Origin of the sequence: Leptolyngbya sp. FACHB-1624, from assembly GCF_047649235.1 — a bacterium.
Lineage (GTDB): Bacteria > Cyanobacteriota > Cyanobacteriia > Leptolyngbyales > Leptolyngbyaceae > Leptolyngbya > Leptolyngbya boryana.
Map to the genome: position 1 here is coordinate 2,328,211 of NZ_CP180258.1, position 19,420 is coordinate 2,347,630.

Here is a 19,420-nt window from a genome sequence, read left to right on the forward strand (position 1 = left end):
TTCTGCTAATCGATCGATTTTGTCATCCAGCGGGATTGGGTGCCATACCCTAGGGCTTGATAGAGTGACAGTGCAGGCAAATTTGTTTCAAAAACTTGCAGCCCGATCTGGCGATCGCCGCGCATTTTTGCCCATGTTTCAGCGTAACGCACGAGTGCCGCTCCGATCCCCTTGCGTCGATGTTCAGGCATGACATATAGCAACAAAATATGGGTCTGTCGTTCGCCTGTGCCTTGCTCAATTGCGCTTCCAAGCCATAATCCGGCAATTGGATTCCAACCGGAACGATTTGAACACTGAACCCACTGCAAAGGCGTTTCAGCAGAGAAAAACCGCGCGATCGCAGACTCAAGCTGAGGAAAATTGCGCCCAGGAAATAGTTCTGTATAGGTATTCTGCATAAACGTTAGCAATCGATCGCGATCGCGTCCGCTACCTGAGCCGCGTTCAAGCACATATCCTGGCAGGAATTCCGACACGATCGTTTAAAGCTGAGTCGGATCATTCGGCAAGCCCTGAATAAACGGTGCAAGTGCGGGCGGTAAACCTGCAACTGCATCGACATCAGGAGATTGTGCCTTATCACCACGAGGAGTGACTTCTTCAATAGGTGCAGGTGCTGCCATGTCACTCGGTAGAAAAATTCGAGCACTAACAACGACTAGGGAAAACAAAAATACGAGAACAACGATCAACGGAGCGATGTATTGACGAAAGAAAGCCATGATTCGTGTTGAGGGGCGATCGCGGACAAACAAAACTCTACAAAACGTTGCAGAGACTCTTAATCTAAGAATAAAGCGCTTTGCGAGATTCCAACCAATCTTTTTTGGTTCGGAAAATACGATTTTTTAGATGCTTGCGTTAAAGTGACAAAACAGATTATATTGATTAAGACATCCAAGGGCGGATGGCGAAACTGGTAGACGCACCACACTCAAAATGTGGCACCGAAAGGTATGAGAGTTCGATTCTCTCTCCGCCCATCGCAATCACAGTAAGGCTTTCCACATTTTTCTGGGTTTATCTACCAGTTTCACCATCCGCTCTCGGATATCTTTTGAACGTGAGATTGGTAGAAAATTTCAAAGCCTACTTCGATAAGTTTTTCAAATCCTGCCCAGTTTTTAAGTGCTAGGTGGATTATGAATTTCAACTTGGGTCTTGATAAGGGTAGGTATCGTATTGATTTCACTCTTGATGGAAATCAATACGATTCTATCCCGGTACATCCGATGAGCTTACCGCTAAAAATATTCTGCGGCGAATGTTATTCGATTGGGAGCAAGAACGATAAAACCTACTTCAAGTTTGTACCGTTAGAAGATGTTTGAAAAGTATCGTTCATTGCATTCACCCGCCCCCGGACTGAAAGTCCAGGGCTAGTTGAACCAAGTCCACTGAAGGGACTAACAGCCAATCAAAGTCAGGTCTTCAGCCCTTTTCAAAGGACTTGGTACGGTTAGCCCGGAATTCTATTCCGGGCGAGATAGAACGGAGCGAGGAAATAATTGATACTTTTCAAACACCCTCTTAGGGCTTTTCTTGCAGGTTAAAAGTCGCATTATTACGTTCGATGCTGATGCTTTCGCACATCTCTATAACTGCATCTCTATCTTCTGCTTCGACAAAAACTCGTAGCATAAACATCCCGTTTCGTTTCGTCTCTTCGCTCAAGTTCCTCATATCAGGATGTGGGTAGATCTCCTTTTTTCTAGCTATAACTTTCGTCTTCAAATTATATTGCTTACCCCCTACTTCCCAGTTCACCCATACCTCATCCCCATCTTGAATATTTGGGTCGAAATTATACTTACCTACGACTAAGTAACGCGGTTCTCCATCTGCTCGTCGTAAGGTAGACATAAGTTCAATTTGACACTGAAACATTCTTGTAATTCCGGGTAAATGAATTTTTCAGTGTACACTCTAGCAAATCAAAATAGAAGGTGGCGAGGTTTTCAAGAATTACTGAATTTATTCACTTGTCCTGTTTACATCTGTCCCCATTTGTGGAGAAACAAGTGTGAACAAACAAGCTGAAAATTAGAGTAAATCGTGAATTTTCGTGCGTATACATTACCTAATAGCTGATACTTTTTCACTGTAAAAACGTTGCTGCACAAATCGCAGCCTTTGCTTCCATACAGTAATGAGTTTCTTAACGTTCTCACATTCATTCCTATTTTTACTGCTCAAATTCAATTAGGAGTCCCGTCTCCTCTAACTTCCCTAACAACCATGTTTCCTCAAAAGGGAGTGCTCCACTCCCTTGACCGATTACTCCGACAAGATATTCCTGCTCAAAATACTTACGACTTCTCCTGGTTGTCCTAATGAATCTGCAATTTGTGCTCTGCTCCATTGCTTTGCTTCTGCATATCCTAGTGAATGCAATAGATGAATCGTTCTCTTTACAACTTTGGGAGAACTAACGAGCAGATGCTTGATCCGCTCTCGATCGTGTTCCAAACGGTTGTCCTGCTCTAATTCACTGCTGCTATTTTCTTTGAGGACGAATAGGATCAAAGTAGGATTAATTTCTTTTCGGGTTTCTCACATACTGAGAATTTGAATATAGGGGGAAATAGTCTCAGCCAATTCGAGCTAACCATAAAAATTACAAGAGAAATTTATCGCTTAATTACTATTTACTCAAACAGCAAAATATCTGATCGAATAATCGATGGATATATTTATTAGCTGGATAAAAAACTTTACCGAATACACTCTAATCGATTCGATCGCACGAAGCAGAGCTTAGGAAATTTTGTACTGAGTTTTCCATCATCTACCCAGTTTCATCCTGACTTCGCGGTTACGTCCTCCACTTTAGGGATTCCTAACGCTTTATCGTCGCGATATTTTCTCCTTAATTTGGGAGGGGTAAGTACCTCAGTGTGGTTGTTTCGGTAGAAATATGGTAGAAAGAACGAAGGTAGGATCTTGAAATGCTTACAGAATATACGTTCGCATCACACTCAAAATGTGGCACCAAAAGGTATGAGAGTTCGATTCTCTCTCCGTCCATCGCAAATCACCAAGCTAATGATCAAAGCTAACATTGATTATTAGTAGGAACTTTAGAATTTATTGAAAACATATAATTTCGCTCGATCGTCTGAAGCTGCATCACTTTGGGCAAAGTTCTTTCTCAATTATGATTAGGGCAATCGGAATAGAGTATCAGAGGTTGAAATGGCTGAAACCGCACTTCAACTAAAGCGCTGGACGATCGATGAGTACCATCAGCTCATTGAGACTGGTTTGCTTGGCGATACCCATGTCGAGCTATTAAATGGTCAAATTATCGAGATGCCTCCTGAGAACCCGCCACATGCTTATCAGAGCCAAGAGGCTGATCGGTATCTTGCACGTCTTTTAGAGCCACATGCCTATATTCGGCAAGCGAAGCCGATCACATTACCCAACCACTCAGAACCAGAACCAGATATCGCGGTTGTTCGTCCTCCAGGAAATTTATATCGTCATCGCCATCCCTATCCCGAAGATATTTTCTTTTTAATTGAGTATTCGGATTCGACCTTGAATCATGATCAATCCGTCAAGTTAGCAGTCTATGCGACGGCTGGCATTTCTGAATATTGGATTGTCGATGTCAAGAAAAACCGTCTCATTGTTCATCGCGATCCTCAAGGGGCTGAATATACTTCAATTACAGAACAGGATAGCGGCATCATTCATGCGATCGCATTTCCAACGATTCAAATTGATGTCCTTCAAATTATTAATCCCTAGTCAAAATTCAGGGCGGTTAACCGTTGGCTTGACCCTTTGACAGGCTTGATTCTCGCGCTAAAATTTAGATACGAATCAAAAGGACATGAAATTATGGCAATGATGAAGCGTTGGGAATCGCCCAGACGAGAAGGGCGAAACGATAAAGGAAAAGGTGGAGCGGCGAGACAAAGACAACTCAAGAAACGCAATCAAGTCCTACGCAAGAAACTCCAAGACGGACAAAACAATTCAAACTCTGGTAAATCGGGGAAAGAGGATACAACTCTCTCCCCGATTTTTTATGTATGAAGCAAAGTTGTGAATTCACGCTAAAGTGGTACAGTTCATTTCGCTCGGATCGCTCGATCGTGGATTACGAAACTGCACGTCAGCTCTTAATTGACCAAACGAATTCGACTGCCAGCGATACCTTCCTGGGACGGTTGGGTCAAGGAAAACCGCCTGTTCCGGGTCAAGTCACTTCAATTTTGCTGGCATTGAGAGTCGTATTTGATGCGTTGAAAGATCAAACCACCCTCGATCGCGCATTGGCTGCTGCATTATTTTCGATTTCTAATGAAGCAAGACGCTTATTTAATAATGGGTTAGGCAAAAGTCGCGATTGTCCACCGCTATTGAATGAGGATTTAGACCGAATTGCGATCGCCGTCAAAAGTATTTTTTCAGGCACGTGGCAAGGCTAAAGCTTCGATTTGGCGCACAACCGTTAATGCAGAATAGCTCACGCCTGCGGTTCCTTCTCCGGGATGGGTCGAATCTCCGACCAGCCAAAGCTGCTGAATTGGCGTTCGATTTGCAAATCCAAAAGGCCCAAATGTCGGGATGCGCTGCCCAATGCCTCCTACAATTCCATCTGCACGTCCTGTAAATCGCTGGAATGTTCTGGGAGTCGCAGATTCTTGATACACGATTGTCGATGGATCGAGTTTGAAATACTGCCCTAATTTCGCGATCGCTGTTTCTGCATAGTGCTGTTTCATCGCCTCATAATCACCGCTAGTTTTCCAAGCGCCTGTATCGGTGAAAGAAGACGCAATAATCGTTGCTTTTCCGGCTGGAGCGCGACCATCTCCTTCGTGACTGACTGAAATGAACAGGGAATTATTTTCACCGATCGCGCCTTCGTAATCGTAGAGAAACTGTAAATGGGGCGGGCAATCGGCAGGAATTGCAGCCCGATCGACTCCTAAATAAATCACAAACGCGCCCGAAGCAGGCGGCAATTTCTCGACTCGACGCTGATACCCTTGAGGCGCATCTTTTCCTAAAAGTTCGACTAAATTCTGAACCGTCACGTTTGCAACCACGTGATCCGCAGGCTCGAACCAAGATTCATTCGTTTTCTGATTCCGAATCGTCACCCCTGTCGTGCGTCCCGCTTGCGTGTGGATTTGCTCAACGCTGTGCCGCATTAAAAGTTTGCCGCGATCGCGCTCCAAAGCTTCGACTAAGCGATCGCTCAAAACCTGCATACTGCCTTGCAAATGAAACAAGCCTTGGGGCGCTTGAGAAACACTTAAAGCCGTTGCAGCATAAAGCAACGCAGTTTCCTCGGCACTCACTTGAGAATAGAGTTTCAATTGCAGATCGAGAAACGTGCGAAGTCGGCGATCGTTTAATCCATATCCTCGCAACGCATCACCGACCGTTGAGAAGGTATGCGGCAAAGTGAGCAGTGTATTCGGTCGAACGGCTTTTGTCAGTTGCCATAAATCCCAAACGTTTCGCGGTGGAAGCACCGGATCGCGGGATTGAAACTGCCAACTGTAGCGGAATAAGTCATTCAGCAATTGCCAAAAAGGTTCGCTGCCGGGAAATTGTTTTTGGCGTTCTGCTTTCCAGCGATCGGGATCTCGCCAAACCTGAATCGGCTCACTTTCACCCGGAAGATAAACTGCACAGGCTGGATCGCAAAATGTCGCAGGGGGTAAATCGATCTCAAGCTCTGAGAAAATTCGGTGATGAATTCCACCCGGTTCTAATCCTGCAACCTGGGTCGCACCCACATCGAAGGTAAAGCCTTGCCGTTTGAATGTTGAAGCGCATCCGCCTGGAACAAGGGCTTGATCTAAAACCAGGACTTCATACCCGCGATGAGCGAGAAGGGCAGCCGCAGTTAATCCACCAATTCCAGCACCGACAACAACAACTTTCTGGGGCATCTTTCTATACTGCTTAAAAAAACTTAACCTTCTGACTTCATTGTAAAGAATTGCAGAGCATCGTGCACAATCCATTGGTGCAAGCTTTTGCTTGAAATCTAAAGATTTAGAGTGTCAATTGCCACTTTCGGAAGACTAAGATAAGTAAAGCGACGCTACAGGTAAGCCATGACTTCAACGTTGATTAAATCTCCGAAGCTGAACGCGCCCACGATCCATCGCCTCTCGAATGGGTTGACGATTATTGCCGAACAAATTCCCGTCGATGCAGTCAATCTCAATGTTTGGCTAGATGTCGGAAGTGCGATCGAATCAGATGCGATTAACGGAATGGCTCACTTTTTAGAGCATATGGTGTTCAAAGGAACCGATCACTTGAAAAGCGGCGAATTTGAGCAACAGATCGAACGCTGTGGTGCAGTCACAAATGCCGCAACCAGCCAAGATTACACGCATTACTACATTACGACCGCTCCCAAAGATTTCGCAGCTTTAGCACCTTTGCAGATGGACGTAGTGCTGAATGCTCGGATTCCAGAAGATGGATTTGAGCGGGAGCGATTTGTAGTGTTGGAAGAAATCCGGCGATCGCAAGATAATCCTCGCCGTCGCACCTATCAACACATGTCAGAAATGGCATTTGAAACCTTGCCTTATCGACGACAAGTTTTAGGGCCAGCCTCTGTAATTGAACATCTCAGCGCTCAACAAATGCGAGATTTTCATTCCACTTGGTATCAACCTCGATCGATGACGGCGGTTGCAGTTGGAAATCTTCCGGTTGATCAACTGATTCAAATTGTCGAGGACAGTGTTTCTCACGCTTTGCCAACGGCTGCACCAGCACGCGATCGACTGTTTGCAGAACAGCCGTTCACTGAAATTATTCGTCAAGAACATGTAGATCCCAGTCTGACTCAAGCGCGATTAATGCTGTTATGGCGGGTTCCCGGATTAGACAATCTCAAGCAAACTTATGCCTTAGACGGAATCGCGAGCATTCTCGGACATGGCAGAACAGCAAGACTCGTCAAAGACTTGCGTGAGAATCGCGGCTTAGTGTCCAGTGTGTCGGCGAGCAATATGAACTATCGTCACCAAGGCATTTTCTGTTTGTCCGCTCAGTTGCCAGTCGAAAATATTGAAGCGGTTGAAGCAGCGCTTTTAGAGCATATTCAAACTCTGCAAACTGATTTTGCAACTGCTGCCGAACTCGATCGGGTACGGACTCAAGTTGCAAATCATTTCACGTTTGGCAACGAAACACCCAGCGATCGCTCTGGTTTGTATGGCTATTATCAAGCTCTAGTCGGCGATTTAGAGCCAGCATTCAACTATCCGACTTATATTCAATCTCTATCTGCTGTAGACCTGCAAAATGCAGCACAAACTTATTTGCCAACTCAGGCGTATGGTTGTGTTGTCGTGAAGCCGGGAAAATAGACCTGAGAAATATAGACTATGTGGACGCAGATCGATGCTCAGATTAGTCAAGCAATTTCCCACCCGTTTGAAAGTCGCGATCGACGTTCTGTGGGTGGAGGTTGCATCAATCAGGGCTATCAGGTGAGCGATGGCAATCTCACCTTCTTCGTTAAGCTCAATCAGGCTGATCAACTGGAGATGTTTACAGCCGAAGCGCTCGGACTCAAACAGATGGCAGAAGCGCAAGCCATTCGCGTTCCGAAGCCCATGTGCGTTGGGGTTGCCGGAAATTCTGCCTATATTGTCTTGGAGTGGCTAGAACTCGGTCGCGGGAGTTCTCAAGCTTGGGCAGAATTGGGGCGCAATCTGGCTCGAATGCATCAATTTCAAAAATCGACCGCGTTTGGGTGGGAGCGCGATAATACGATCGGCTCGACTCCTCAGAAAAATCCTTGGACATCGAGTTGGGTGGATTTTTTCACCCAATATCGAATTGGGTATCAGCTTGAATTAGGACATCAAAACGGCGGACGATTTCGCAATGGCGATCGCCTCCTCGAACAGATTCCAGAATTACTTGCAAATCACACTCCAAAACCGTCGATCGTGCATGGAGATCTGTGGTCAGGAAACGCAGCACTGACTCAATCTGGAGAGCCTGTCATCTTTGATCCAGCAACCTATTGGGGCGATCGAGAAGTGGATTTGGCAATGACCGAACTGTTTGGGGGCTTTCCTGCCGAATTTTATCGAGGATATGACGAAATTTTTGCGATCGATGCAGGCTATCACCAGCGAAAAAAACTCTACAACCTGTATCACATTCTGAATCACTTTAATTTGTTTGGAGGCGGCTACGAGTCACAAGCGAATCGCATGATTGATCAGTTAATTCTTTAAGCTGTTCATTCGAGGCAACAATTCAGATTGAACCAATCGAATTGTTGCCGTTGCCTCAGCTCTGTCTAAAGCGTCACCTTTGACGAGGAGGCGCTTTCTCCTGCAACGCGGTGGGCATGATAAACACTGTCTCGCCTTGCTCGTTTTTTCGCTCAATTGCCCCGAGTTTTAAAAGTTCGCGTCTGGCGCGATCGACCGATTGCTGATCCCCAACTTCAAGGGCATCCTGATAAACCACTTGCCAAGCTTGAAACTGCACTGCTTCAATATTGGGCTTGGTTTTGAGAAAATTGGCAGTCTCCTGGAAGTTCGGTGCAAACTGTTTGTAATCTTCGCTTTCCGCTGCCCATTTCGCGGTCATTTCAAACGATTTTGCTGCTCCTGGCAGATCCCCGAGCAATAAAATTTGATCTAACCCCGCAAATCGCCAGACTGAGAAAGCCTTGGGATGCATTTGAGGCGTAAGCGCATCGGTTCCTCGCTTCATCAATTTCAGCGCTAATTCTGGCTGACCTAATTGATGCGAAATACTGCCAGAAATAAACAAGTAGCTATCGACAAAACGAGGATCGTGACGCGTCACGATATCAAAATACTGGGGAGCAAGCGAGAATCCAGTGACTTTCCGAGCAGGTGCATCGCCGTAATACTGAACAAAATTGAGGAATGTCCAGTTCGCCACCATATTGTCAAACCCAAAACTTGGCATTTTGCTGAGCAAAGTGAGGCGGACTCGTTCCTGTTGCTCTGCTTGCTCAGGCGTTTCTAACGTAATCGAAGGTTGTTTGAGTCGATCGTACTGAATTGTTATCACTCCTGCGATCGCGACTGCTGCGATCGTCACATGGGCAATGATCCCGCTACAAGACTTCCAAGTTTGACGCACGCTTAACACCACAACAGAGAACCTCATTAAGAAAGGTTTACAAAACTCGCAAGAAATTCTTACAACAATTTGCCCAAATTCCGTTAGATTGTCATAAAGATTGCATTCATCGTTACCTTGTCTGAGCCATATTAAGGCACGTTTTCAACTCAGAGACACTTAATTAACTGTCCTAAAACTGTCAGACTGACCGGAATTGCTCCGTATACGTTGTATCTAGTCTTTGGGGTAATTCTGATCCCCACTCTTCACCTGAATCCTGAACTTAATTAAATTTCGTTGATCGAATTCGACCAATGTCACCCTAAGTGACCGGTGTAAATTATTAACTGTCCACTTCTCGCCTCCTCAATACTCAATGAACCAACCCACTCGCCGTGTATCGCTGCTTCAAGTCGCTCTCTGTAGTGGTGTCGTTGCAGCTACCGCTGCTGTATCCGTATTTGGATCTGATCGCTCGGTTCGGGCAGCACTTCAAGACAGCCCCAAATCTGTTTTGGACGAAGCTTGGCAGATTGTGAACCGCGAATATGTAGACGGTACGTTTAACAAAAATGACTGGCGTGCTGTCCGGCAATCTCTTTTGAGTCGAGACTACAGCTCTCGTCAGCAGGCATATACAGCGCTTCGAGATGCTCTGAAAAAACTCGATGATCCCTATACCCGCTTTATGGATCAAAAGCAGTTTGAGGCATTGAGTAGTCAAACGTCTGGAGAACTTTCAGGGGTTGGGATTCGCTTGGAGCAGAATGAAAAAACTAAAGTGTTGACTGTGGTTGAGCCGTTAGAAAATTCTCCAGCGATAAGAGCGGGGATCAAGTCAGGCGATCGCATTTTGGCGATCAACGGCAAATCAACCAAAGGCATGACGGTTGAAGACGCATCCAATTTGATTCGAGGGGAAGTCGGAACAAAAGTGACGCTCCAAGTCGGGCGAGATGGAGCGACTGCCTTTAATCTACCCCTGACCCGTGCACGCATCGAACTGCAAACCGTTCGTGCAGATGTGCGGCAAGAAGGCAAAAACAAGATTGGCTACATTCGCCTCGCTGAATTTAGCAGCCATGCTGCTGAACAAATGGAGCGAGCGATCAAGAAATTGAGCGATCAGAAAGTGGATGCCTTTGTGCTTGATTTGCGCGGCAATCCAGGCGGGCTGTTGCAAGCCAGTATTGATATCAGCCGCATGTGGTTAGATAAAGGCGCGATCGTCAAGACGGTGAATCGTCAAGGCGGCAGTGATACGGCTTATGCGACGGGTAGGCAATTGACGAAGTTGCCGCTAGTGGTCTTGGTCGATGGTCGATCGGCAAGCTCGAGCGAGATTCTCACAGGCGCGCTGAAAGACAATAAGCGGGCAATGGTGATTGGCAGTCAGACCTTTGGAAAGGCATTAGTGCAATCGGTGCATTCGCTGTCTGACGGATCGGGACTGGCGGTGACGATCGCGCATTACTACACGCCCAACGGAACAGACATTAGCCACAAGGGAATTTCACCCGATGTGAAGGTTGATTTGTCTGATGCTCAGCAGAAATTCTTGGCAACCAATCCGAAACTGATTGGAACGATTCAAGATCCGCAGTACGCTCAAGCGTTGAATACGCTGCAACGGACGGCACTGCTGAAACCGAATGCACAACAAGCCTCGCAATCCGCGCCAGCCAATCGTGAATAGGCGAACTTGATCAAGTTTGAAAAAGGATCGTTTAAGACGATCCTTTTTTATTGAGATTAAGAATTGAGTCATTCTGAAACTTGCGTTCTAGGCACTTGATACGATCGCATTCAATGCATATCTCTTCAAATGCAAAAATTATGACGACAACGATTTGCTATCCTCACACAACTGATCTTGCTAGCGATGATTATCTCGTCGTTGGGTTGGCGACTTGCTTTATCAAAGACGATGACGGGGTCCATGAAGTGAATGTGGTTGAGCCAATTCCTTCTGCGGCATTAGAAGCGATCGTCAAAGGCATCCCAACTTCTTATAAAGTTGCAACTGCGACGACGATCGGCTCTGTGATCCCGGGTGAAGCGTTACATCTCCCAGAGTGTTTTCCATCAGACGCGCAATTCTGTGATGATTTTGTTTTCCGCGCTACGGCATCGGCTCGAACCTATAAAGCGCGATCGATTGCTCAATCTCACATTCCAACAGGTACAACACGCGAGGATTTCAATTTCTCAACCGAGCGGAAACGAGTGTTAAATTCTCAGCGAATTGTGAAGACTGAGGATAATGTGAAACAACACGAATATACGCACAAGGTTCTGTAGAAAATTTTATGTTGAAACTGTTTGGGGGTGCGCGCAGTCGAGCATCGATTGTGCAGTGGTATCTCGAAGAATTAGAGATCCCTTATGAGTTTGACCTGCTTGATATGCAAACTGGGGAACATCGGCAGCCTGAATTCTGCGAGATCAATCCATTCGGCAAGGTTCCTGCGATCGTGGATGGGGATTTGAAACTTTGGGAGTCGGGTGCAATCTTGCTCTATTTGCTCGATCGCTATGATAATGCGGATGTTAATCAACGTGCAATTGCGGCTCAATGGGTGCTGTTTGCCAATGCCACGTTGGGCCCTGGGATCTTCGTAGAGACGAATCGAGAGCGAGAAATGCCGCGACTGATGCAGCCTCTCGATGAAATTTTTGGCAAGCGTAAATTTATTGCAGGCGATCAGTTTACGGTTTCAGACGTGGCAGTTGGTTCCTTGCTTGCTTATATTCCGTTGATGTTGAAGCTGGATTTGAGTGAATATCCGAATGTGGTGAGCTATATGCAGCGAATCACAGCACGTCCGGCATTTCAAAAATCGATCGGCGGTCGGAAATAAATGCAACAAAGGTCGAGCATCGTACAACAAAAAAAGGGGGCAGTGTTGACCCCTCTTTTTTTTATCGTTTTGATCGATTAACTTATTTGAAACCGACGGCTGCTTGCCATACAAATGCCAGCAACAGAAAGAAAACAGGGATTACAGGCAAGATATCAACCAGCGGATCAAAAATCGAATAAGCTTCGGGCAATTTTGCAAGTAGCATTGCTGCTTCCATGACTCGATGACCTCTCCAACACAGGACTCATAATTGATACGGATTTTAACATGATTCGAGGGTCGTCTTTAAGGCAGAAAGTTGGGATCAAGAATTTCTGCGATCGAGTAAGGACATTCAGGAGGAAAGGTTGCACTGGGTAAGCGGGTTTCCTTCACAGCTTCTCTGCATCCTCGTCGATAGTACTTCTCAATCCAGCTTGGATCTTCAAGAAACCGCCTCAAACTAGGCGTATCCTCTAGACAATCTTGGATGTGATCTCGGCAATTGATGATCGTCGTTTCCCAGCTTTTGGTTCTTCGTTCTGGTTGATATTGATATTTGAGCAAATGCAAAATGAGAACCTGCAAGTAGCTGCCAAGCTCTCGTTGTTCACTGCGTCCCAAAGCTTCTAATTCCTCGATCAAATTTTCGATATCTAATTCTGCCCAACGCCCTTTTTTCAAGGAGTCAGCTTGCTGCTGTGTCCATTGGAAGAAGTCGCGATCGTAGAGTTCCATAGTGCTGATGCCCTAGAGAGGAGTAAGCCATTTTGCGAATTCGGTGTGAAACGTGCCATTGAAAATCGCCGCCCGAATTTGGGTGGTGAATCGGATCAGTTCAGTAATATTGTGAATCGAAATTAGGGTGTAAGCCAGCAGTTCTTGTGACCGCAGCAAATGGCTGATATATGCCCGACTGAAATTCTGGCAGGTGTAACACGGGCAAGTTTCATCGATCGGCTGAAAGTCCTCTCGGAACTTCGCATTTTTCAAATTCCAGCGATCTCCTTGGACTAATGCCGCTCCATGTCGTGCCAGTCGAGTTGGAATCACACAATCGAATAAATCCATGCCAGCGGAGATCGCACGTGCGATTTCGCGATAGGTTCCCACACCCATTAAATAGCGAGGTTTATTGTCGGGAAGTAAAGGAGTTGTAGCTTGAACAACGCGATCGATAATCTCAGGTGCTTCACCAACACTGACACCTCCGATCGCATATCCTGGCAAATCTAAATCTGCCAATTGTCGAACGGCTTCGGCTCTGAGATCTAGGAATTCTCCCCCTTGCACAATCCCAAATAAAGCTTGATCTGATCTCCCATGTGCCTCAATACAGCGTTTTAGCCAATCGTAGGTTCGAGAAGTTGCTTTCTCAGTCGCTTCTCGTCCCACTCCCGGTGGAGGACATTCATCGAATGCCATGATCACATCTGCACCCAGAGCGTTTTGAATTTGAATCGATTTCTCTGGTGTGATTTTGATCATTTGCCCATCGCGAGGCGAGCGGAACGTGACCCCTTCGTCCGTAATCGATCGCATCTCACTTAAGCTAAAGACCTGGAAGCCGCCTGAATCGGTCAGCATTGGCTTCGACCAACCCATAAATCGATGTACGCCTCCGGCTCGCTCTACGATGTCTTCTCCAGGCTGCAAATGCAGATGATACGTATTCGACAAAACCATCTGTGCGCCTGTGGCTTCGAGTTGATCAGGCGTAATGGTTTTGACATTGGCGAGTGTGCCGACGGGCATGAAGCGAGGCGTTTCGACAATGCCGTGAGGAGTATGGAAGACTCCAGCGCGGGCGTGGGTATGAGTGCAACGAGCTTGGCACTGGTAAGAGAATTGATTCAAGACTTGGGATTCCGAAACAAACGCAAGATTCCATCATAAGGGCGAGGGGATGAGATTGCGATTGTCTTCCATAAAGCTGATTCAACTCAATTTGACTTTGCCTAAACTAGGAGACTAAGAGATTTTCATTTTTCTTTCATTTTCTGTCATACTTTAGAGTATTCAAACTTTTCATTATTCTTTCATTATTGACCAAGGACACTGATATGCAATCGACTCCATTCTTTGAGAATTCTTATCCCCGATTGACTGTCCATACTCAAGCGCTGGATATTTCACCAAATCTGACAGTCGAAAATCTTAGTGTGAAGTATCGAGCGATCGAGGCACTGACGGATGTTAGCTTCTCGCTTCAATCTGGTCGGTTGGTAGGAATTTTCGGGCCGAATGGAGCCGGAAAAAGTACGCTCATTAAAGCAATGCTCGGATTGATTCCGGCGGTGAGCGGTGCGGTGCAGTACGAAGGAAAAGCGCTGGTGGATCAGTTGGATCGAGTCGCGTATGTGCCGCAGCGATCGCAGATTGATTGGTCGTATCCTGTCACCGTTTGGGATGTTGTAATGATGGGGCGGACGAAGAAAACGGGCTGGTTTCAGCGATATTCTTCGATCAGTCGCAGGTTAGTAACCCAGGCTTTAGAGCGGGTGGGAATGATGGAGTTTCGCGATCGCGCAATCTCGGATTTGTCCGGTGGGCAGCAACAACGAGTCTTTTTGGCGCGGGCATTGGCACAGCAAGCGGATGTATTTTGCTTTGATGAACCGTTTGTCGGAATTGATCAGAAAACCCAGACAATTATGTTCGATGTGTTTAAGGAGTTGACGCGCGAGAATAAATTGGTGCTGGTGGTGAATCACGATTTGGGTGAATCGATCGTCAATTTTGATGAGTTGATTTTGCTGAATAAATCGCTGGTTGCAAGTGGATCTCGGCAGAAAGTCTTGACTCAAGACAATTTGCAGCAGGCTTATGGCGGTAAGGTTGTATTCTTCTCGGATGCTGCTTAGAATTGCGAATTCGGTCAACTCAGCGATTGAATTCGTGACAATCTAGACAAAACCTGAACCAGTTGGATTGCAAGAATTGATGGTTCGTCTACGTCAGGCGAACTTTGTCGTATCGCTGTGAGTCCGATTCGCTAGGCAGACATTCGGAGTTATTTAATCCACAACCCTTAACTATGGAAGCCCTCATTGAGCCGTTGCAATATGGATTTATGCAGCGATCGCTGATTATCGCTATCTTGGTCGGATTGATTTGCGCGATCGTTGGGAGCTATTTGATTGTTCAACGCTTAGCCCTCTTAGGCGATGCGATTAGTCACTCGGTTTTGCCAGGACTCGCGATCGCATTTCTGTTTGGATTCAATATTTTTGTGGGCGCATTCATCGCAGGCGTTCTCAGTACCTTGATTATTGCTTGGATTCGCACGCGATCGCCGATTAAAGAAGATGCCGCCATGGGCATTGTCTTCAGTGCGTTTTTTGCACTTGGAATTACGTTAATTACGGTGATTCAAAAAGATAACAAAATCGATTTGAATCATTTTCTATTTGGCAATATTTTGGGTGTGACAACAGGCGATGTGCGAGACACTGCGATTATTGCTGCGGTGATTTTAGCGATCGTGGTGCTCTTTTATAAAGAACTTCTTTTCTATACTTTTGATGCCTTAGGCGCACAAGCAGCAGGGCTTCCGACCAATTTGCTGAATTTGGGTTTGATGGTCTTGATTGCATTAACGATCGTTGCCAGCATGAAAGCTGTAGGTGTCATTCTGGTTTTATCGTTGCTCATTACTCCAGGTGCAACTGCCTATTTGTTAGTCAAGCGATTGCACCACGTCATGATCGTTGGAGCCGCGATCGGGATTTTCTCCAGCATTAGCGGCATGTATTTAAGCTATTTCTACAATTTGCCATCGGGAGCCGCGATCGTGATGGTCGCATCGGCATTGTTTTTCCTTGCGTTTCTGTTGAGTCCTCGACATGGAGTTCTCACACAACCGCGATCGACAGCCCGACAATCGATTCCGTTACTGCGCGAGATTAAAAGCTTAATGCCTAGAAATCGTCAAAAGGGTTAAACGAATCAAAACGGCGGCGGCGAGGTTCATCCCGTTCGCGTTCTCCAAGTTCGCTCGGTGGGCGATCGCTACTCCATGCCCACCAGACCTGACCGCATTGGCAATGATAGAACTCCTGCCATTTTTTGCGATAGTCTTCGGTGAATACTGGAGCACGACGATTGATCCAAACTCCATTCGCTTCCTTGGAAGACTTATGACAGGTTGGACAAGCAAAAGAGAAAGAATGCACTGCCGAAGTTGTCCAAGTCGGCGGAGTCGGTTCAAAAGCGTCCATTATGTTGCGTGCGGTGAGTTAACGCTCTGTTCATTATGACTTGGAAAGTTGCTTTCGGGATCAGAAAAAGTGGGGAGTAGGGGGTGGGGAGTAGTCGGGCTTTCAGTTTCAATCAAACAATCTAATCCTTCTTCTACGGATGGTGGTGCTCCGTATAATCGGCGAGCCATGCGGTGAATGACTTCTTCTGGAACTTGGCGCGATCGCAGTCGATTTCGCTCTAGACAAATCTCGATCGTTGGATTGATCCAAATTCCAGTGATGTGTGTGAATCCAGCTTTTCGTGCGAGTGCGATCGCGGCTCGGCGTTGTTTCCGCACAGCATTGGTGGCATCGTAGATCGCAAATTCGAGTTCGTCGGCTGCGATCGCACTTGCTGCTTGTTGAAATTGCGATCGCACTTCGAGCCAGATTTTCAGCCAACTGCCTTGAATCGCCTCATCTCCGAACAGTTGAGCGCGAATAGCATCGGTGGAGATTAACCTTCTTGTATGAGTGTCCTGCAAATTCCATTCGCGAGAGCACAACAATTCGGAAGGCAACGATTCATCTGCCAATAAAGAATCTGCCAGAGTCGATTTCCCGCTCCCTGGCAGTCCAATCATTAGCACTAATCGAATCGGTTTAGATAATCGTTCCGTCGGGAATCACCGCATTTTTCAACGTCACAACAATCCCACTGCGAATATAGAAACCGAGATTTTCTCGATCGGCGTCCTGCACATGGTCTTTGTTCACAATTTGGACGTTACATCCAATGTGAGCATTCTTATCGATAATGGCACGACGAATAATCGTGTCTGAACCAATTCCTAGCGGTACATTTGGACTATCACAATCCGCACCGGATTTGCGCTCAGTATTACCTTGGTAGAAGTCCGCTCCCATAATCAGCGAATCTTCAATGATCGAGCCTGCTTCAATTCTCGATCGCACACCCAACACCGAATGATGCACTCGGCAATTTTTCAGGATGCAGCCTTCACCGACTATCGATTCGGTAATTTGAGAATCGAGGAATTTGCTCGGTGGCAAGAAGCGTTGACGAGTATAGATCGGAGCCGTCTCGTCGTAGAAACTGAAAGGCGGATAGGGTTGCTGGGTTAACGCCAAATTCGATTCGTAGAACGCTTGAATCGTTCCGATGTCTTCCCAATAGTCGTTAAACAGGTAGGCTTGAACGTTGTAAGTACTTGCCGAACTGGGGATGATTTCCTTTCCAAAATCAGTTTGATTCGGGGCTTCTCTCAATAATTTTTCGAGAACTTCTTTCTTGAAGACATAGATCCCCATTGAAGCAATGTAGGGACTTTGTTTTGCTTCTTCAGGCGACAATCCTAAAACGGTCGTATCAACCTGCATGGCTTTCAACGCATCGCCTTTCGGCTTCTCGCTAAAGTCTACAACTCGTCCAGAATCATCGATCTTCATCAAACCAAAATCAGAAGCGCGTGCCTCATCCATCGGCACAACTGAAAGCGTAATATCCGCTCCAGTTTCGCGGTGACGCTGAACGAATTCGCGATAGTCCATGCGATACAAGTGATCGCCCGACAGAATCACATATTCATCAATGTCCCATTCTTGAAACAGCCAAATATATTGGCGAACCGCGTCCGCAGTTCCTTGGAACCAGTTAGGATTTTCGGCAGTTTGCTGAGCGGCGAGGACTTCAACAAATCCTTCACTGAACCCTGAAAAATTGTAAGCGCGAGCTAAGTGGCGGTTGAGAGAAGCCGAATTGAATTGCGTCAGAACATAGATCTTAAAGATCTCAGAATTGATACAGTTACTGACTGGAATATCAATGAGTCGATATTTTCCGGCTAATGGGACGGCTGGCTTCGCCCGCTGCTTGGTTAATGGATACAGACGGGTTCCAGCACCCCCTCCTAAAATAATAGCTAAAACTTTTTTCACAAAAATAACCTCGCACTTCCACTTCGACTCCCACCATTAGTTTCTGTCTGTATGGCAAAGTTGACAAGAGGTTTGAGGCAGAGAAATTGAAATCAGGGATCAATATTCTCGAATCCGTAGATATTTGCATTCTAGAATACATTCAAACCCCTGAGTTCAGGAGTAACGCTACGTTTAGAATATCTGTGTTGAGTTTTTTGTGAGTCAGCCTTTGGAAGCTTTGCGTCGAACTCCGTTGTATGAATTAGCGATCGAACTCAATGCCCGGATGACGGGTTTTTCGGGATGGGAAATGCCCGTCCAATTTGGCGGAATTACTCAGGAACATCAGGCTGTGCGATCGCAAGCAGGCATGTTTGATATTTCGCATATGGGTAAATTCACGCTGAGCGGTCGGGATGTTTTGACACAAATCCAAAAACTTGTGCCATCGGATCTGAGTCGCCTTCAGCCGGGACAAGCTCAATATACAGTCTTGCTAAATCCGCAAGGCGGGATCATTGATGATTTGATTTTCTATTTTCAAGGCGACGATCGCTGGGTCGTGATTGTGAATGCCGCAACGACTCAGAAAGATCGCGATTGGATGCTGGCTCATCTGAGTGGGATCGAGTTTCAAGATCTCTCAGAGACTCAAGCTTTAATCGCAGTGCAAGGGAAGAAGGCAGTCGAATATTTAAGCGAGATCGTCGATCAAGATTTGTCAGGGGTGAAAGCCTTTGGGCATTTAGAAGCGCATGTTTTAGGGCAGCCTGCCTTCTTAGCGCGTACCGGATATACCGGAGAAGATGGATTTGAAGTGATGCTCGCACCAGAAGCCGCGATCGCACTTTGGCGATCGTTGTTAAATTCCGGCGTGACTCCTTGCGGGTTGGGATCGCGGGACACATTGCGATTAGAAGCGGCAATGGCGTTATACGGACAAGATATTAACGAGACAACAACGCCCTTAGAAGCGGGGCTTGGTTGGCTTGTGCATCTCGATACCAAGGGTGATTTTATCGGGCGATCCGTCCTCGAAGAGCAAAAACAAAACGGCGTGAAAAAGCGCTTAGTCGGATTACAAATGCAAGGACGAAATATTGCGCGACATGACTATCCGATTTTCTTTGAAGGGAAAGAGGTTGGAATTGTCACCAGTGGGACGTTAGCACCGACGGTCGGACAAGCGATCGCGCTTGGATATGTTCCGACTGAATTGTCGAAACCTGGGCAAACAGTCGAAATTGGCATTCGAGGGAAGAACTATCCCGCGATCGTGGTGAAGCGTCCGTTCTACCGCGCAAGCAAATAGAATAAGAAAAATCTTCGATACGTTTA

22 protein-coding genes and 1 tRNA gene are annotated in these 19,420 nt (G+C 46.4%); 12 read left to right on the plus strand and 11 right to left on the minus strand.

Going from position 1 to position 19,420, the window contains the following annotated elements; all coding sequences use genetic code 11:
* Positions 1-5 precede the first annotated feature (5 nt).
* Entirely contained in the window at positions 6-479 is a 474-nt protein-coding gene (locus ACMUEV_RS10730) for a GNAT family N-acetyltransferase (RefSeq protein WP_026148754.1), read from the minus strand.
* Positions 480-485: 6 nt separating this feature from the next.
* Complete coding sequence (locus tag ACMUEV_RS10735) at positions 486-725, minus strand: hypothetical protein (RefSeq protein ID WP_017289096.1); 240 nt, start codon at positions 723-725, stop codon at positions 486-488.
* A 179-nt stretch (positions 726-904) separates the two neighbouring features.
* Between ACMUEV_RS10735 and ACMUEV_RS10740 the strand changes: the two genes are divergently transcribed.
* Positions 905-986, plus strand: a tRNA-Leu gene (locus ACMUEV_RS10740).
* 547 nt (positions 987-1,533) lie between these two features.
* On the opposite strand, the gene ACMUEV_RS10745 is transcribed toward ACMUEV_RS10740, so the two are convergent.
* On the minus strand, positions 1,534-1,866 hold the full coding sequence (locus ACMUEV_RS10745; protein ID WP_190653292.1) for a hypothetical protein: 333 nt from the start codon (positions 1,864-1,866) through the stop codon (positions 1,534-1,536).
* A 1,332-nt stretch (positions 1,867-3,198) separates the two neighbouring features.
* Between ACMUEV_RS10745 and ACMUEV_RS10750 the strand changes: the two genes are divergently transcribed.
* The 3 genes from ACMUEV_RS10750 (at position 3,199) to ACMUEV_RS10760 (ending at position 4,445) form a co-directional block, all read left to right on the plus strand.
* Complete coding sequence (locus ACMUEV_RS10750; RefSeq protein WP_190653291.1) at positions 3,199-3,759, plus strand: Uma2 family endonuclease; 561 nt, start codon at positions 3,199-3,201, stop codon at positions 3,757-3,759.
* A gap of 93 nt (positions 3,760-3,852) precedes the next feature.
* On the plus strand, positions 3,853-4,050 hold the full coding sequence (locus tag ACMUEV_RS10755) for a hypothetical protein (RefSeq protein WP_017289094.1): 198 nt from the start codon (positions 3,853-3,855) through the stop codon (positions 4,048-4,050).
* Positions 4,047-4,445 (plus strand): Dethiobiotin synthetase, encoded by a 399-nt coding sequence (locus ACMUEV_RS10760; protein WP_199329706.1) that lies wholly within the window; start codon positions 4,047-4,049, stop codon positions 4,443-4,445. Before ACMUEV_RS10755 ends, ACMUEV_RS10760 begins: the two co-directional genes overlap by 4 nt.
* Here the strand turns inward: ACMUEV_RS10760 and crtD are convergent.
* Complete coding sequence (gene crtD, locus ACMUEV_RS10765) at positions 4,425-5,924, minus strand: C-3',4' desaturase CrtD (protein ID WP_190653290.1); 1,500 nt, start codon at positions 5,922-5,924, stop codon at positions 4,425-4,427. The two genes, ACMUEV_RS10760 and crtD, sit on opposite strands and share 21 nt — an antisense overlap.
* Before the next feature lie 168 nt (positions 5,925-6,092).
* Between crtD and ACMUEV_RS10770 the strand changes: the two genes are divergently transcribed.
* Both ACMUEV_RS10770 and ACMUEV_RS10775 read left to right on the plus strand, forming a co-directional pair.
* Complete coding sequence (locus ACMUEV_RS10770) at positions 6,093-7,367, plus strand: M16 family metallopeptidase (RefSeq protein WP_190653289.1); 1,275 nt, start codon at positions 6,093-6,095, stop codon at positions 7,365-7,367.
* 18 nt (positions 7,368-7,385) lie between these two features.
* Positions 7,386-8,249 (plus strand): fructosamine kinase family protein, encoded by an 864-nt coding sequence (locus ACMUEV_RS10775; protein WP_190653288.1) that lies wholly within the window; start codon positions 7,386-7,388, stop codon positions 8,247-8,249.
* Positions 8,250-8,322: 73 nt separating this feature from the next.
* Here ACMUEV_RS10775 and ACMUEV_RS10780 read toward each other — a convergent pair whose 3' ends face one another.
* Entirely contained in the window at positions 8,323-9,162 is an 840-nt protein-coding gene (locus ACMUEV_RS10780; protein ID WP_190653287.1) for a hypothetical protein, read from the minus strand.
* Between the two features lie 331 nt (positions 9,163-9,493).
* Here ACMUEV_RS10780 and ctpB point away from each other — a divergent pair, with 331 nt between their 5' ends.
* The 3 genes from ctpB (at position 9,494) to ACMUEV_RS10795 (ending at position 11,978) form a co-directional block, all read left to right on the plus strand.
* Entirely contained in the window at positions 9,494-10,813 is a 1,320-nt protein-coding gene (gene ctpB / locus ACMUEV_RS10785) for a carboxyl-terminal processing protease CtpB (RefSeq protein WP_017289088.1), read from the plus strand.
* Positions 10,814-10,953: 140 nt separating this feature from the next.
* The gene (locus ACMUEV_RS10790; protein ID WP_190653286.1) at positions 10,954-11,418 is read left to right on the plus strand and encodes a hypothetical protein; all 465 of its coding nucleotides are present in this window, start codon (positions 10,954-10,956) and stop codon (positions 11,416-11,418) included.
* An 8-nt stretch (positions 11,419-11,426) separates the two neighbouring features.
* Positions 11,427-11,978, plus strand: a complete 552-nt coding sequence (locus tag ACMUEV_RS10795) for a glutathione S-transferase family protein (RefSeq protein ID WP_017289086.1) — start codon at positions 11,427-11,429, stop codon at positions 11,976-11,978.
* 82 nt (positions 11,979-12,060) lie between these two features.
* Here ACMUEV_RS10795 and ACMUEV_RS10800 read toward each other — a convergent pair whose 3' ends face one another.
* The 3 genes from ACMUEV_RS10800 to tgt form a co-directional block, all read right to left on the minus strand.
* Positions 12,061-12,198 carry a photosystem II reaction center protein K gene (locus tag ACMUEV_RS10800; RefSeq protein WP_017289085.1) on the minus strand — a complete coding sequence of 46 codons (138 nt, stop codon included), beginning with the start codon at positions 12,196-12,198 and terminating at the stop codon, positions 12,061-12,063.
* A gap of 68 nt (positions 12,199-12,266) precedes the next feature.
* The gene (locus ACMUEV_RS10805; RefSeq protein WP_017289084.1) at positions 12,267-12,698 is read right to left on the minus strand and encodes a DUF29 domain-containing protein; all 432 of its coding nucleotides are present in this window, start codon (positions 12,696-12,698) and stop codon (positions 12,267-12,269) included.
* Positions 12,699-12,710: 12 nt separating this feature from the next.
* Positions 12,711-13,817: a tRNA guanosine(34) transglycosylase Tgt gene (tgt, locus tag ACMUEV_RS10810; RefSeq protein ID WP_190653285.1), complete on the minus strand. Its 1,107-nt coding sequence runs from the start codon at positions 13,815-13,817 to the stop codon at positions 12,711-12,713.
* 206 nt (positions 13,818-14,023) lie between these two features.
* Between tgt and ACMUEV_RS10815 the strand changes: the two genes are divergently transcribed.
* Both ACMUEV_RS10815 and ACMUEV_RS10820 read left to right on the plus strand, forming a co-directional pair.
* Positions 14,024-14,824, plus strand: coding sequence for a metal ABC transporter ATP-binding protein (locus ACMUEV_RS10815; protein ID WP_190653284.1), 801 nt, complete (start codon positions 14,024-14,026; stop codon positions 14,822-14,824).
* Positions 14,825-14,997: 173 nt separating this feature from the next.
* A complete protein-coding gene (locus ACMUEV_RS10820; RefSeq protein WP_190653283.1) occupies positions 14,998-15,903 on the plus strand; it encodes a metal ABC transporter permease in 906 nt (301 codons plus the stop codon).
* Here the strand turns inward: ACMUEV_RS10820 and ACMUEV_RS10825 are convergent.
* The 3 genes from ACMUEV_RS10825 to ACMUEV_RS10835 are packed head-to-tail and all read right to left on the minus strand — an operon-like array spanning position 15,881 to position 18,100.
* Positions 15,881-16,180 carry a hypothetical protein gene (locus tag ACMUEV_RS10825; protein ID WP_017289080.1) on the minus strand — a complete coding sequence of 100 codons (300 nt, stop codon included), beginning with the start codon at positions 16,178-16,180 and terminating at the stop codon, positions 15,881-15,883. The genes ACMUEV_RS10820 and ACMUEV_RS10825 overlap by 23 nt on opposite strands.
* Positions 16,180-16,785 carry an AAA family ATPase gene (locus tag ACMUEV_RS10830; protein WP_190653282.1) on the minus strand — a complete coding sequence of 202 codons (606 nt, stop codon included), beginning with the start codon at positions 16,783-16,785 and terminating at the stop codon, positions 16,180-16,182. Before ACMUEV_RS10830 ends, ACMUEV_RS10825 begins: the two co-directional genes overlap by 1 nt.
* Before the next feature lie 19 nt (positions 16,786-16,804).
* The gene (locus ACMUEV_RS10835) at positions 16,805-18,100 is read right to left on the minus strand and encodes a glucose-1-phosphate adenylyltransferase (RefSeq protein WP_190653281.1); all 1,296 of its coding nucleotides are present in this window, start codon (positions 18,098-18,100) and stop codon (positions 16,805-16,807) included.
* Positions 18,101-18,299: 199 nt separating this feature from the next.
* Between ACMUEV_RS10835 and gcvT the strand changes: the two genes are divergently transcribed.
* On the plus strand, positions 18,300-19,394 hold the full coding sequence (gcvT, locus tag ACMUEV_RS10840; RefSeq protein ID WP_190653280.1) for a glycine cleavage system aminomethyltransferase GcvT: 1,095 nt from the start codon (positions 18,300-18,302) through the stop codon (positions 19,392-19,394).
* Positions 19,395-19,420 lie beyond the last annotated feature (26 nt).

Coding starts and splice junctions, on each gene's coding strand:
- ACMUEV_RS10760 (WP_199329706.1), top strand. CDS start 4,047: ATGAAGCAAAGTTGTGAATTCACGCTAAAGTGGTACAGTTCATTTCGC.
- ACMUEV_RS10735 (WP_017289096.1), bottom strand. CDS start 725: ATGGCTTTCTTTCGTCAATACATCGCTCCGTTGATCGTTGTTCTCGTA.
- ACMUEV_RS10755 (WP_017289094.1), top strand. CDS start 3,853: ATGGCAATGATGAAGCGTTGGGAATCGCCCAGACGAGAAGGGCGAAAC.
- ctpB (WP_017289088.1), top strand. CDS start 9,494: ATGAACCAACCCACTCGCCGTGTATCGCTGCTTCAAGTCGCTCTCTGT.
- ACMUEV_RS10780 (WP_190653287.1), bottom strand. CDS start 9,162: ATGAGGTTCTCTGTTGTGGTGTTAAGCGTGCGTCAAACTTGGAAGTCT.
- ACMUEV_RS10820 (WP_190653283.1), top strand. CDS start 14,998: ATGGAAGCCCTCATTGAGCCGTTGCAATATGGATTTATGCAGCGATCG.
- ACMUEV_RS10830 (WP_190653282.1), bottom strand. CDS start 16,785: ATGATTGGACTGCCAGGGAGCGGGAAATCGACTCTGGCAGATTCTTTA.
- ACMUEV_RS10770 (WP_190653289.1), top strand. CDS start 6,093: ATGACTTCAACGTTGATTAAATCTCCGAAGCTGAACGCGCCCACGATC.
- ACMUEV_RS10775 (WP_190653288.1), top strand. CDS start 7,386: ATGTGGACGCAGATCGATGCTCAGATTAGTCAAGCAATTTCCCACCCG.
- ACMUEV_RS10745 (WP_190653292.1), bottom strand. CDS start 1,866: ATGTCTACCTTACGACGAGCAGATGGAGAACCGCGTTACTTAGTCGTA.
- ACMUEV_RS10800 (WP_017289085.1), bottom strand. CDS start 12,198: ATGGAAGCAGCAATGCTACTTGCAAAATTGCCCGAAGCTTATTCGATT.
- ACMUEV_RS10815 (WP_190653284.1), top strand. CDS start 14,024: ATGCAATCGACTCCATTCTTTGAGAATTCTTATCCCCGATTGACTGTC.
- ACMUEV_RS10825 (WP_017289080.1), bottom strand. CDS start 16,180: ATGGACGCTTTTGAACCGACTCCGCCGACTTGGACAACTTCGGCAGTG.
- ACMUEV_RS10790 (WP_190653286.1), top strand. CDS start 10,954: ATGACGACAACGATTTGCTATCCTCACACAACTGATCTTGCTAGCGAT.
- ACMUEV_RS10805 (WP_017289084.1), bottom strand. CDS start 12,698: ATGGAACTCTACGATCGCGACTTCTTCCAATGGACACAGCAGCAAGCT.
- ACMUEV_RS10750 (WP_190653291.1), top strand. CDS start 3,199: ATGGCTGAAACCGCACTTCAACTAAAGCGCTGGACGATCGATGAGTAC.
- crtD (WP_190653290.1), bottom strand. CDS start 5,924: ATGCCCCAGAAAGTTGTTGTTGTCGGTGCTGGAATTGGTGGATTAACT.
- ACMUEV_RS10795 (WP_017289086.1), top strand. CDS start 11,427: ATGTTGAAACTGTTTGGGGGTGCGCGCAGTCGAGCATCGATTGTGCAG.